At 74.0% G+C, this 13,033-nt stretch carries 9 protein-coding genes; 6 read left to right on the top strand and 3 right to left on the bottom strand.

Annotated elements, in window-relative coordinates; translation table 11 throughout:
* Positions 1-218: 218 nt before the first annotated feature.
* The 4 genes from AN215_RS01275 (at position 219) to AN215_RS01260 (ending at position 5,892) form a co-directional block, all read left to right on the top strand.
* Entirely contained in the window at positions 219-1,655 is a 1,437-nt protein-coding gene (locus AN215_RS01275; protein WP_070012679.1) for a GuaB1 family IMP dehydrogenase-related protein, read from the top strand.
* 118 nt (positions 1,656-1,773) lie between these two features.
* Positions 1,774-3,069: a DUF6986 family protein gene (locus AN215_RS01270; RefSeq protein ID WP_070012681.1), complete on the top strand. Its 1,296-nt coding sequence runs from the start codon at positions 1,774-1,776 to the stop codon at positions 3,067-3,069.
* 96 nt (positions 3,070-3,165) lie between these two features.
* Entirely contained in the window at positions 3,166-5,022 is a 1,857-nt protein-coding gene (locus AN215_RS01265; protein WP_070031103.1) for a serine/threonine-protein kinase, read from the top strand.
* 114 nt (positions 5,023-5,136) lie between these two features.
* A complete protein-coding gene (locus AN215_RS01260; RefSeq protein WP_070012683.1) occupies positions 5,137-5,892 on the top strand; it encodes a nucleotidyltransferase domain-containing protein in 756 nt (251 codons plus the stop codon).
* Positions 5,893-6,044: 152 nt separating this feature from the next.
* Here the strand turns inward: AN215_RS01260 and AN215_RS01255 are convergent, their stop codons facing one another.
* Positions 6,045-7,028: a LacI family DNA-binding transcriptional regulator gene (locus AN215_RS01255; RefSeq protein WP_070031102.1), complete on the bottom strand. Its 984-nt coding sequence runs from the start codon at positions 7,026-7,028 to the stop codon at positions 6,045-6,047.
* Between the two features lie 223 nt (positions 7,029-7,251).
* Between AN215_RS01255 and AN215_RS01250 the strand changes: the two genes are divergently transcribed.
* Positions 7,252-8,187, top strand: a complete 936-nt coding sequence (locus tag AN215_RS01250; protein ID WP_070031085.1) for an ROK family protein — start codon at positions 7,252-7,254, stop codon at positions 8,185-8,187.
* Between the two features lie 99 nt (positions 8,188-8,286).
* Here AN215_RS01250 and AN215_RS01245 read toward each other — a convergent pair whose 3' ends face one another.
* Complete coding sequence (locus AN215_RS01245) at positions 8,287-11,247, bottom strand: BTAD domain-containing putative transcriptional regulator (RefSeq protein WP_079122583.1); 2,961 nt, start codon at positions 11,245-11,247, stop codon at positions 8,287-8,289.
* 9 nt (positions 11,248-11,256) lie between these two features.
* Positions 11,257-12,210: a helix-turn-helix domain-containing protein gene (locus AN215_RS01240; protein WP_079122582.1), complete on the bottom strand. Its 954-nt coding sequence runs from the start codon at positions 12,208-12,210 to the stop codon at positions 11,257-11,259.
* A gap of 75 nt (positions 12,211-12,285) precedes the next feature.
* Between AN215_RS01240 and AN215_RS01235 the strand changes: the two genes are divergently transcribed.
* Positions 12,286-12,870 carry a TIGR03086 family metal-binding protein gene (locus AN215_RS01235; RefSeq protein ID WP_070012687.1) on the top strand — a complete coding sequence of 195 codons (585 nt, stop codon included), beginning with the start codon at positions 12,286-12,288 and terminating at the stop codon, positions 12,868-12,870.
* Positions 12,871-13,033 lie beyond the last annotated feature (163 nt).

Genomic DNA, 13,033 nt, shown 5'->3' with positions numbered 1-13,033 from the left:
GGGAAGCCCCCCGGGGCAGGCGCCGTGACCCATCTCGGAAGGGGCCGGTTCGCCGCCCCCGCGCCCGGTCGGGGATGATGGAGTAGGAGCACCGAAGGGGACACTCCGCCTCCGGCATTCACTCCCCACCTTCCCCCAGCCACCGCTGGGTGGGGGTCCCCCGGCCACGCCGGGGGCGCACCCCCGCATGGAGCGACGACACAGGTGAGAGAGCCGGTATGCGATTTCTGAACGACCAGCAGCCCCCGTACGACCTGACGTACGACGACGTGTTCATGGTGCCCCGCCACTCCGCGGTCGGCTCCCGGCAGGGCGTGGACCTCGCGTCCCGCGACGGCAGCGGCACCACGATCCCCCTGGTCGTCGCCAACATGACGGCCATCGCGGGCCGGCGCATGGCCGAGACCGTGGCACGCCGCGGCGGTCTCACCGTCATCCCGCAGGACATCCCGATCGACGTCGTCACCGAGGTCACCGCCTGGGTCAAGCGCCGCCACCTGGTACTGGACACCCCGATCACGCTCGCGCCGCACCAGACAGCCGCCGACGCGCTGTCGCTGCTGCCCAAGCGCGCGCACGGAGCGGGCGTCGTGGTCCAGGAGGGACGGCCCGTGGGCGTCGTCACCGAGTCCGACCTGACCGGCGTGGACCGCTTCACGCAGCTGTCGGAGGTGATGTCCCGCGATCTGCTCGTGCTCAAGGCGGACGTCGACCCGAGCGAGGCCTTCGACCAGCTCGACAGCGCACACCGCAAGCTCGCCCCCGCCGTGGACGCCGACGGACGCCTCGTGGGCATCCTGACCCGCAAGGGCGCGCTGCGCGCCACGCTCTACACCCCGGCGACCGACGCGGCCGGCCGGCTGCGCGTGGCCGCCGCGGTGGGTATCAACGGCGACGTGGCGGGCAAGGCACGCGCCCTGCTCGAGGCGGGAGTGGACACGCTCGTCGTCGACACCGCCCACGGCCACCAGGAGCGCATGGTCGACGCGCTGCGCGCCGTGAAGGCCCTCGACCCCCAAGTGCCCGTCGTCGCGGGGAACATCGTCGCCGCCGAGGGCGTACGCGACCTCATCGAGGCCGGGGCCGACATCGTCAAGGTCGGCGTCGGGCCGGGCGCCATGTGCACGACCAGGATGATGACCGGTGTCGGCCGCCCCCAGTTCTCCGCCGTGCTCGAATGCGCCGCGGAGGCACGGAAGTCCGGCAAGCACGTGTGGGCCGACGGCGGTGTGCGGCATCCGCGCGACGTGGCCATGGCGCTCGCCGCCGGTGCGTCCAACGTCATGATCGGCTCGTGGTTCGCCGGTACGTACGAGTCGCCGGGCGACCTGCAGCAGACCGCCGACGGACGGGCCTACAAGGAGTCCTACGGCATGGCCTCCGCACGCGCCGTACGCAACCGCACGAGCGAGGAGTCGGCGTACGACCGTGCACGCAAGGCCCTGTTCGAGGAGGGGATCTCCACCTCGCGGATGTTCGTCGACCCGGCACGGCCCGGTGTCGAGGACGTCATCGACTCGATCATCGCGGGCGTGCGCTCCTCGTGCACCTACGCCGGAGCGGGCTCGCTGGAGGAGTTCGCGGAGAAGGCCGTCGTGGGCGTGCAGAGCGCCGCGGGTTACGCGGAAGGCGAGCCGCTGCACGCGAGCTGGTGACTCCGGCCCGTCCGTCACGGGCAGCGGCCGCCGGTGCGTGGTTGACCAGCCTCGACAGCCCTGGATAGCTTCGTTCTACGAATTGTTGATTCCACAGAGCGGAAAGTTGGGTGAAGGCGTGACCGAGGACGGGACCGCAGCCACGAGCCTGGCGGAGAGCGTGAGCGCGGACATCGCGGCGCGGCTCGCCCCCGTCGACGCCGAACTCGCCCGCCGGTACCCGGGCGAGCCGGGCACGCGCCAGCCCGTGCACACCGTCTATGTGCCCGCCGACGCCGTCACGCCCGGCACCGTGCGCGCATGGGGCGAGCAGGCACGGGACCTGCTCGACGAACACGCCCCGGACGCGGCCTCGCTGGCGGCCGTGCTCGGCCTGCGCGAGGATCTCGCGGCGCCCGTGTACGAGCGCGTACGGGCGAAGCTGGAGCGCGAGCCCGTGGAGGACCTGCGCATCGACTTCGAGGACGGCTACGGCATCCGCTCCGACGCGGAGGAGGACGCGGCGGCCGCCGCGGCGGCCCGTGTCGTCCGCGCCGGCCACGAGGAAGGCGGCGCACCCCCGTACACGGGCATCCGCATGAAGTGCATGGAAGCCGGCGTGCGCGAGAGGGGCATCCGCACTCTCGACATCTTCCTCACCGGCCTGCTGGAGACCGGCGGGCTGCCGGACGGCCTCGTGCTCACCCTGCCCAAGGTCAGCCACCCCGAGCAGGTGGCCGCGATGGCGCGGCTGTGCGGGGAGTTCGAGGCGGCACGCGGGCTGCCGGCGGGGCGCCTCGGCTTCGAGATCCAGATCGAGACGACGCAGTCCGTCCTCGGCGCAGACGGACGCGCCACCGTCGCGCTGATGATCGACGCCGCCGGGGGCCGTGCCACCTCGCTCCACTACGGGACGTTCGACTACAGCGCCGCCTGCGGGGTGAGCGCCGCACACCAGGCCATGGACCATCCCGTCGCCGACCACGCCAAGGCGGTGATGCAGACCGCCGCGGCGGGGACGGGCGTGCGCCTGTCGGACGGTTCGACGAACATCGTCCCCAGCGGCACGAGGGAGCAGGTACACGAGGCGTGGCGGCACCATCACGCCCTCGTACGGCGGTCGTTGGCCCGCGCCTACTACCAGGGCTGGGACATGCATCCCGGCCATCTGCCCACCCGCTACGCCGCCGTCTACGCCTTCTACCGCGAGGGCATGGAGCGCGCCGCCGCCCGGCTCGCCGCCTACACCGGCAACGCCGGGGCCGACGCCGCGGTGATGGACGAACCCGCGACCGCCCGCGCACTCAGCGGCTACCTGATGCGTGGCCTGGACTGCGGCGCGCTCTCGCCCGGAGAGGTGGCCAGGCACTCGGGACTGACCCGCGCGGATCTGGGCCACTTCGCCGGACGGCCCACGGAGGCAGAAGTCAACTGAGGCCCGTAGTCTTGCCCTTCACGCGACGAAGCGGTACGCGGCAAGAGGGGACGGGCAGTGCGGACACCGGGGGAGCAGCCGCCCGAGAGCGGCGGGATCGGGCAGCCGGGCCCCGCGGGCGACGGCGGCGGACCGGCAGGACGGAGCACCGGCCCGGCGGAGGCCGGCCGCGTCCTCGCCGGCCGCTACCGGGTGACGGGGCGTCTCGGCCGCGGGGGCATGGGCGTGGTCTGGCGCGCGGTCGACGAGGTGCTCGGCAGAGAGGTCGCCGTCAAGGAACTGCGGACCTTCACCGACGCGGCCGGCGGTGAACTGGACGAGCTGCGGACCCGGATGCAGCGCGAGGCGCGGGCAGCCGCGCGCGTACGGCACGCCGGAGTCGTCTCGGTGCACGACGTCGCCCAGCACGAGGGCCGTCCCGTCATCGTGATGGAGCTGATCGAGGGTCCCTCGCTGGACGACGTGCTCCGCGAACGCGGCACGGTCGAACCGCGCGAGGCCGCCGCCATCGGCGCGAAGGTGATGGACGCCCTCGCGGCCGCCCACCGGGCCGGTGTCCTCCACCGCGACGTCAAGCCCGGCAACGTGCTGCTGGAGAACGGCTCGGAGCGGGTCGTCCTCACCGACTTCGGCATCGCCGCGGTGGAGGACCCGGACGACGGAGCCAGTACGCAGCTGACGGGAAGCGGCGAACTCGTCGGCTCTCTCGACTACTTGGCGCCGGAGCGGGCCCGTGGCGAAGCGCCCCGTGCGGCCTGCGACGTGTGGGCGCTGGGCGCGACCCTCTACGCCGCGGTCGAGGGCGCCGCCCCCTTCCGCCGCACCTCGACCTGGTCCACCCTCAACGCGATCGTCGTCGAACCGCTGCCCGAACCCCTGCGTGCCGGGCCGCTCGGGCCCGTACTGGCGGAACTGCTGGAGAAGGACCCGGGCAGGCGTGCCGACGCCGAACGCGCGACGGCCCTGCTGGACGCGGTTGCCAAGGGCACGCCGCCGCCGGCCGGCCCGTCCGCGACGATGCGGCTGGGCAGGACGGCGCAGGAGCAGGGCCCCGGCTCAGGGGACGGCGGGAAGGCCGCCGCCCCGGGCGGCAGCGGCCGGCGGCCTCAACACCACGGTGCGCGGGGCGGGTTCGGCTCGCGGCCCGGCCAGGTGCCGGGCGCCGCCTCCGTGTCCGCTTCCGCTGCCGGACCCGCTTCCGCCCCGGGCAGGGACACCGACCAGCACACCGTCCGTACGCGGGGCGAGCGGGCGGGCGGCCGGCGGCGACGCGCTGCCGTCGCCGCCGCGGTGACCGCGGTCCTGCTGACGGGTGCCGGCGCCACGTACGCCGTCATGTCGGGGACGGGCGGCGAAGGCGCCCGCGCGGGCGGCGGCTCCGGCGAGGCCGGCTCCCCCGGGGCAGGAAAGCAGGAGTCCGGCAAGGGCGGCGGCAGCGTCCCGGAGAAAGCCGGGCCGCCACCGGGCGGTGACAAGAGCGCGGGCTCCAAGCCGGGCGCCTCGGCAGGCGGCCCCTCCGGCGGCAAGGACGGCCGGGGCGGCAAGGGCGCCGACGGGGGCAGCGGTGGCAAGGGACCTGGCGGAGCGGACTCCGGCGGCCCGCCGGGCTCGTCCGGTTCGGGCGGAAGCAGCGCGGGCGGCAGCGGCGGCGCACCCGGCCCCGACCCGGTCTGCCATCCCAGGCCCGGCACGAAGGAGAAGTTCGACTGCACGGTGTGGAAGGCTGCTACGTCCTACAACGCACAGCACAAGCCGGTCGGCCGGCTCAACGCGGGAACCAACTACTTCTTCTGCCAGGCCAAGCTCCGGCACCGCGAGACCTCCGGACGCTGGACGAACGTCTGGTGGGCGAAGACGGACGACGACAGCGGCAACAAGCGCGTGTTCGTGAGCGACGTCTACATCAAGGGCGGAGACAACGACAAGCCCGTGCCGGGTCTCCCGGTGTGCTGACGCCCGCCGGCCTCCCGGTGCGCTGACGCCCGCCGGGCCCGCCCCGCGCCGAACCGCCGGACGGGAACGCGGGCGTACGGCACAGCTCCGGCCGGGCGGGTATACCTGTCCGGCATGGACGATCAGGCCTTCCCCGACCACGTCGCCGACGCGCTCGCCGCGCTGCCCGCCGTCGAAGCCGTCGCCCTCGGCGGGTCCCGCGCCCAGGGCACTCAACGTCCGGGCAGCGACTGGGACTTCGCCCTCTACTACCGGGGCGCCTTCGATCCCGGCGATCTGCGCGCGCTCGGCTGGCCGGGCGAGGTGAGCGGAATCGGCGAGTGGGGCGGCGGCGTCTTCAACGGAGGCGCCTGGCTGACCGTCGACGGCCGCCGTACGGACGTCCACTACCGCGATCTCGACGTGGTGGAGCACGAGATCGCGGAGGCCGAGCAGGGGCGCTTCCACCGGGAGCAGCTCATGTTCCACCTGGCGGGCATCCCCAGTTACCTCGTGGTCGGCGAACTCGCCCTGAACGAGGTGCTGCGCGGCGAACTGCCCCGCCCGGCCTACCCCTCCGCGCTGCGTACCTCGGCTTCCGCGTGGTGGCGGGAGACGGCCGGGGCCACGCTCTCCTATGCCAGGGCCAACCACGTTCCGCGTGGCGGCCGTACCGAAGTCGCCGGCACGATCGCCGTCGCCGCGATGCAGCATGCGCACGCCGTCCTCGCCGCGCGTGGGGACTGGGTGACCAATGAGAAGACGCTGCTGGACCGCGCGGGGCTGCGCGGCGTCGACGGCGTACTCGCAGCGGCGGGCACGCAGCCGGAGGCCCTGGCGGCGGCCGTGGACGCGGCGGAAGCCCTCTTCGGCTCGGTCCTCCCCGCCTGACCGGCGCGGCGGCGCGGGAGACGGGCCGGGGCCGGGTGTCCAAGTGCCGTTGCGCCGGGCGGCACTTCGCCGCAGCCGGTGTACCGCGGCCGGTCCGCTGCCTGGGTCTGCTGCCTGGGTCCGCTGCCCCCCGGGGAAGCCGCCAAGTGCCCTCAGGCAGGGGGCAGTTCGCCCGATCCCCGCGTGATCAGCGTCGTCGGATGCGTCATCAGGCACGGCGGGTCGTGTGCGCCCTCCAGCCGCCGGAAGAGCAGACCGGCGGCCGTGCGGCCGAGTTGGGCCGGGTCCTGCGCCACGACGGTCACCGGGGGCGAGAGCATGTCGGCGAGTTCGAAGTCGTCGAAGCCGACGAGCGCGACGGGGCGGTCGAGTTCCGCCAGCACCCGCACCAGCGTGACCGTCACACGGTTGTTGCCCGCGAAGACCGCGGTGACCGGCTCGGGCCCGTTCAGCATGCGTTCGGCGTCCGCGCGCACCCGCCCGGGGTCCGTGGAGCCCGGTGCCAGCCAGCCCGGGTGCACGGGGAGCCCCGCGCCGGACATCGCCGCCTCGTAACCCCTTATCCGCTCGTGCGCGGTGTGGATGCGGGGCACGTCGCCGATGAAGCCGACGCGCCGGTGTCCGTGCGCTATGAGATGCGCGACGCCTTCGCGGGCACCGGCGAAGCTGTCGACGAGCACCTGGTCCGCCTCGACGTTGCCCGGGGGGCGGTCGACGAAGACGGTGGCCACACCCGCGGCCATCTCCGGTTCCAGATAGCGGTGGTCGTCGCTGGCCGGGACGATGACGAGGCCGTCGACGCGCCGCGCGCACAGGGCGAGGACCAGCTCCTGCTCACGCTCGGGGTCCTCGGCGCTGGAGCCGTTGATCAGCAGTGCCCCGTGTGCGCGGGCGACTTCCTCCACCGCCCGGCTCAGCGGTGCGTAGAAGGGATCGGCGAGATCCTCCAGCACGAGCCCGATGCTGGCGGTGTGGCCCTTGCGGAGGATGCGCGCGCTGTCGTTGCGCCGGAACCCCAGAGCGGTGATCGACTCCTGCACGCGGCGTTCCGTGTCGGGCGAGACCCCCGCCTCGCCGTTGACGACTCTGGAGACCGTCTTGAGGCCGACTCCGGCGCGGGCGGCGACGTCCTTCATGGTGGGCCGGTTGCCGTAACGGGCCCCGGACGCGCGGGATGCGGCGGATCGTACGGTCTCGGTCACGGCTGTCGGGTCCCCCTTGATGCGTGGAGTGGCAGCGAGCAGCATAGCTGCCTCGCACAGCAGTCTGGACAACGTTGTCACAAAACGCCAGACTGATCTCTCGACCGTTCCCGGCCGGGGGCGGGTCTCCGGCCCCCTCCCCGGGAGAACATCACCCATGCACACGGACCTCGTGGCCGCCCTCGACATCGGCGGCACCAAGATCGCGGGCGCTCTGGTGGACAGCGGCGGCGGCCTGCTCCTGCGGGCACAGCGCCCGACGCCGCCCCAGGGGGAGGGCGAGCAGGTCATGGCAGCCCTGGGTGAGGTCCTGGAGGAGCTCGCCGCGTCGGCGATGTGGCCCGGCGTCCGCGCCGTCGGCATCGGCAGCGCGGGGCCGGTCGACGCCAAGGCAGGCACGGTCTCGCCGGTCAACATCCCGGGCTGGCGCGAGTATCCACTCCTCCAGGGCGTCCGCGAACGTACGGGCGGGCTGCCGGTGACCCTCGTCGGCGACGGCGTGGCGATGGCCGCGGCCGAGCACTGGCAGGGAGCGGCGCGCGGGCGTACGGGCGCGCTGTGCATGGTGGTCTCCACCGGCGTCGGCGGCGGACTGGTCCTCGGCGGCGAACTGCACCCCGGCCCCAGCGGGAACGCGGGGCACATCGGCCACATCAGCGTCGACCTGGACGGCGACAGCTGCCCCTGCGGCGGGCGGGGCTGCGTCGAACGCATCGCCAGCGGACCCAACATCGCCCGCCGCGCGCTGGACCGGGGCTGGCGCCCGGGTCCGGACGGCGACGCCTCCGCCGCCGCCGTCGCCGCGGCGGCCAGGGACGGCGACCCCGTCGCCATCGCCTCGTTCGAGCGCGCGGCCCGGGCGCTGGCCGCCGGCATCGCCGCCACGGCCACGCTCGTGGAGGTCGAGATAGCGGTGCTCGGCGGGGGAGTCGCGAAGGCCGGCGAGGTCCTCTTCGCGCCGCTGCGGCGGGCGTTGCGCGACTACGCGACGCTGTCGTTCGTGCAGGGCCTGGAGATCGTGCCGGCGCAGATGGGAACCGACGCCGGACTCATCGGGGCGGCGGCGGCCTGCCGGAACCTGGGCTGCCACTGACGGCGCGCACCGCGCCCCGCACGCGTGCGCGCGGGAGGCCACGGCTCCGGCACCGCGCGCGGCCCCCCGCAGCGCAGGGGCCGGCACCGCGCCCGGCCGTCAGGGCGGGCCGTCCGAGCCGTGCCCGGCGAGCAGGGATCTCAGCTCCTCGCTGTCGTGGGAGCCCAGTCGCTCACACACGGTCAGCGCCTCCCGCCAGCACATCCGCGCCCGTTGGGTCTCGCCCGTGCCGTGCAGCGCCCGGCCCAGCACGGTCAGGGTCCGGGCGCTCCACAGCTCCCCGCATCCGCGCAGCAACGCCACGGCTCGCTCCGCCTCGTCGGCCGCCTCGGCGTGACGTCGTGCCGCCAGGTGCACCTCGGCGAGCCGGAGGTGTGTCATCCCCGTCCAGAACCGGTGGCGGCTGCTCCGGAAGACGGCCAGCGCATCGGTGAGACGGTCCGCGGCCTCCGCGAGTCCGCCGGACCGGGTCAGGGCGGTGCCCAGCGCGTACATGGCGTTCGCGAGCCGCATGGTCGCGCCGGTCTGCCGGTAGATGCCGACCCCCTGCCGGGCCAGGCGGACCGCTTCCTCGACCTGGCCGGCCGCCAGATGAGCACGGGAGAGATTGCACAGAGCGCTGGCCTCCGCCGGTCTGTTGCCGTCGGCGCGGAAGGCCTCCAGGGCCTCGCGCAGGAGGGTTTCGGCGTCGCCCGGCCGGTTCTGCTGGAGCGCGACGATGCCGCGGTCGTTCATGGCCGTCGACGCCGTGCACCGGTCTCCGGCCGAGGCCGCGAGCGCCACGGCCGCTCGCGCGTGCCTGTCCGCCTCGTCGAATCGCGCTGCGACGATCTCGGTCCAGCTCAGCGTCACCTCCATACGGGCCTGCGCGTGCTCGTCACCGGCCGCGCACGCGGCCGTCAGCAGGGTGCTGCTCACCCTCTCGATATGACGCGAGTCGGAGGTGTCGCCTGCAAGGTCGGACAGCAGCCGCACCAGATCGACGGAACGCCGCAGGAAGCCGCTGCCGGTGAGCTGGGCGGCGCAGGCGAGCATGCAGCGCTCCTCGGAGAAGAGCCACTCCAGCGCGTGCGCTCTGCCGGGGAAGACCAGACCCGGATGGACGGTGGGTTCCAGATGGTCCACCAGCGGCTGAGCCGGGCGCTCCAGGGCATACACGCCGGCGGTGGTCGCGAGGTAGAAGTCCAGCAGCCGGGAGTGCGCGCCGAGCCGCCGGCGCGGCTCCTCGTCGACGTAGGCGCGGGTGCGCGCGAAGAGGCGGATGAGGTCGTGGAAGCGGTACCGGCCGGCGGCGGCCGACTCCAGCAGGGAGGTGTCGACGAGGGACTCCAGGACCTCCTCGGTGTCGTGCGGGCCGAGGTCCAGCAGCGCCGCCGCGGCATGCAGGGAGATCTCCGGGTGGTCCTGAAGGCCCAGCAGCCTGAAGGCGCGGGCCTGTTGCGGCGTCAGGCGGTCATAGCTCAGGCGGAAGGCCGCTGCCACCGCGAGGTCGTGCGTACGCAGCTCGTTCAGCAGGTTCCGCTTGTCGGCGAGCCTGGCCGTGAACCCGGAGAGCGTCCAGTCGCCGTGGGACGCCAGCCGTGAGGCGGCTATGCGTATCGCCAGCGGCAGGAAGCCGCAGGCCGCTACGGCGTCCAGAGCGGCGTCGCGCTCCCGGGCGGTGCGTTCCTCGCCGAGGATGTTCGTGAACAGCTCCAGGGCGTCCTCGGGCTCCATCACGTCGAGTTCCACGAGGTGGCCCCCCGCCAGGTCCGCCATACGGCTGCGGCTGTTGACCAGCACGGCGCAGTCGGGGGTGCCGGGCAGGAGCGGACGGACCTGGGCCGCGTCGCGCGCGTTGTCGAGCACGATGAGAAACCGGTGTCCGTGCAGCAACGACCGGTACAGGGCCGCTCGTTCGTCCGTGGAGTCGGGCACGGCCGAGGGCGCGGTGCCCAACGCCCGCAGAAAGGTTCCGAGTACGTCCCTGGGCTCCAGCGCCCCGGCGCCGGCGCCCCGCAGATCGACCTGGAGCTGACCGTCCGGGAAGAGCGCCCGGGCAGCGTGGGCCACGTGCACCGAGAGCGCCGTCTTGCCCACACCCGCGATGCCCGCGATCACCGTCAGCTGCCCGTCGTCGCCGGCCAGCCGCCGTACGAGTTCCTTCACCACCGCGCCCCGCCCCGTGAAGCCGCCGGAGGAGAGCGAGGTCCCCGCCGGATGCAGCAGCATGGGGGACGCCCCGGAGCCGAGCGTGCCCGAGGGCGCCGCCAGCGAGGGATCGGCCTGGAGGATCCGCCGGTTCAGCTCACGCAGCTGCCGGGAAGGCCCGACGCCCGAGTGGCCGGCCAGCAGCCGTCTGCAGTCCGAGTAGACACCGAGCGCCTCGGCCTGGCGGTTGCTGCGGTACAGCGCCACCATCAGCTGCGCCCGCAGCCGCTCGCGGAGGGGATGGGCCGACGTCAGCGCCGTCAGTTCGGTCACCGCCTGCGCGTGACGGCCCGTGCGCAGGTCCATCTCCAGTCTGGCTTCGAGGAGTTGAAGCCGCCGCTCCTCGATGCGGGCGCGCTGCGCGCCGGCGTGCGGACCCGGCACACCGGCCATCGTCTCGCCCTCCCACAGCGCGAGAGCGGCTTCGAGCAGGTTCCTCGCCGTGCCGGGTTCGCCGTCGCTCTCCGCCTTGCCGGCCCGCGCCGCGTACTCCTCGGCGACATCGAGGTCGAGCGCCCCGCGCTCCACCCGAAGCGCGTAGCCGCCGGAGCTGCTCAGCAGGCTCCGCCCTCCGTCCGGACCGAGGGCTTTGCGCAGCCGCGAGGCGTGCGTGCGCAGCGAGGCGACCGCGGCCTCCGGCGGGTTCTCCCCCCAGACGGCGTCGATGAGCTCGGAGGCCGTCGCGGTGCGGCCTCCGCGCAGCAGCAATGCCGCCAGCAGCGCCTGCTGCCGGGGCGAACCCGGGGGGAGGAGAGTCCCGCCCGACCACACGCGGACCGGGCCCAGCACGGCGAAACGGAGCCGCCCCCCGTGGCCCTCCACGGCGCCTGCCGCGCGAGGGGAGCCCGTGTCGGGGGAGCCGGAGCGCACGGAGGCAGCCTAGTGACCCGCGGACCCCGGTGAGGAGTCAAGGTACGACGCGGGTCCGCCGGCGGCGCGTGCGTACTCCGCCGGCGGCAGCCCGACCGTGCCGGTGAAGTCCCGCACGAGGTGCGCCTGGTCGCTGTAGCCGAGTTCGCCGGCCAGCCGCGCCCAGTCGATGTCCGGATGCCCGGCTGCCTGCTCCAGCGCCTCGTGGATGCGGTAGCGCAGGATGACCCACTTGGGGCTCACACCGACGCAGTTGGCGAAGAGCCGCTGCAGCGAACGCACCGACACCCCTTCGTGGCGGGCGAGTTGCTCGACGCGGGTGATGCCGCGGTCGGTACGTACGAGATGTGCCAGCTCCATGGCGCGCCCGGCCGCGGGGTCGGGTTCCGGGCCGAGGCCCAGCAGGAAGGCGTCCAGCGCCGCGACCCTCTCGTCCTCCTCGGCGGGTGTCAGAACCGTGCCGGGGACGAAGGAGACGCCGTCAGCGGCCGGGAAGACCTCGCTGAGCGGCTCCCTCCGGCCGGTCAGCTCTCCGACGGTCCCGTGGCCACGGCGGGTGAGGAACGGCCGGAAGCCGCCCGGGCGGAACTGCACGCCGCAGACCCGGCCCGTCCCCTCCAGCGTGATCGAGAACAGGCCCAGCCCCACGCCCGCCACCTCGGCGCCGGGCGGTCCCGCACCGTGGCGCTGGAAGACGATGTTGACCGAGGGGTGCGGCACGACCTGGGAGAGGTGGGGCCGCTCCAGGTCCCAGTCGATCAGCCAGTAGTGCTCCACGTACGGGCGCAGCGGCCCGGCGGCCGCCCGGCGCCGGAAGCGCACGCGGGAGAAGAGCTCGCCCGCGCCGACGATCCCCCGGGTGTCGCCGCGCGGCGAGTCCGCGCCGTATGCGGGCCCGGCCTCGGACCTCCTCGGCCCGGGACCGGGCCCCGTCCCGCCGTCCCGGCCGTGCCGACCTGCCATGCCGGCGATCCTATGCCTGCCGGGGTGTCGTGTTTCTTCAATCCCGGGTGCGCGCTCCGCCGTAGCGTTCCGGACATGACGAACGAAATCTCCGGACTGCTGGAAGGCGCCGCCCGCGCCGCCCGCCCCGTCGTGCGCGGAGTGCGCGAGGGACAGCTGGGCGCCCCGACACCCTGCAGCGAGTACGACGTACGGGCCCTGCTCGACCACCTCATGCATGTGGTGGTGAGTTTCCAGGCCCTCGCCGCGAAGGGCACCGCCGACTTCTCCACGACACCCGGCTACGTGGGCGGCGGCAGCGACTGGCGGGCACGCTTCGACGAGGAGACCGCGCGCCTGGTGGACGCCTGGGCGGCACCGGGCGCGCTGGAGGGCACCTCGCAGGGCATGGGGCTGCCGCAGCGCACCGTCGGGGGAATGGTGCTCGGCGATCTGACCGTGCACGCCTGGGACCTCGCACGTGCCACCGGGCAGGACTTCACTCCGTACGAGCCGAGTCTTCCGGTGCTCCTGGAGGGCTGGCGGGAACTGGCCCCCATGGGGCGGAAGATGAACGTCTTCGGTGAGCCCTTCCCCGTGCCCGACGACGCGTCCCTCTTCGACGAACTGCTCGCGCTGAGCGGCCGCGACCCGGGCTGGTGTCCGCCCGTGACGGCCTGAACGTCCGCGTCGTCCTTGTCGTCCGCGTCGTCCCAGTTCGTGGGCCTTCCGGCTGTCCCTCGGCGCCCCGAAGTGGTGAAATCCGCCGCGTGCGCCAGGGTTTTGCGACGGCGCCGCCCCCGCGCGTTTCCGTGGCAGGGTTGAGCGGGCAGCGTGAAACGGG

The organism is Streptomyces abyssalis, assembly GCF_001751365.1.
In the GTDB taxonomy this organism is placed as follows: domain Bacteria; phylum Actinomycetota; class Actinomycetes; order Streptomycetales; family Streptomycetaceae; genus Streptomyces; species Streptomyces abyssalis.
Note: the sequence above shows the minus strand (reverse complement) of the source record. Positions and strands in the feature narration are given on the sequence as shown.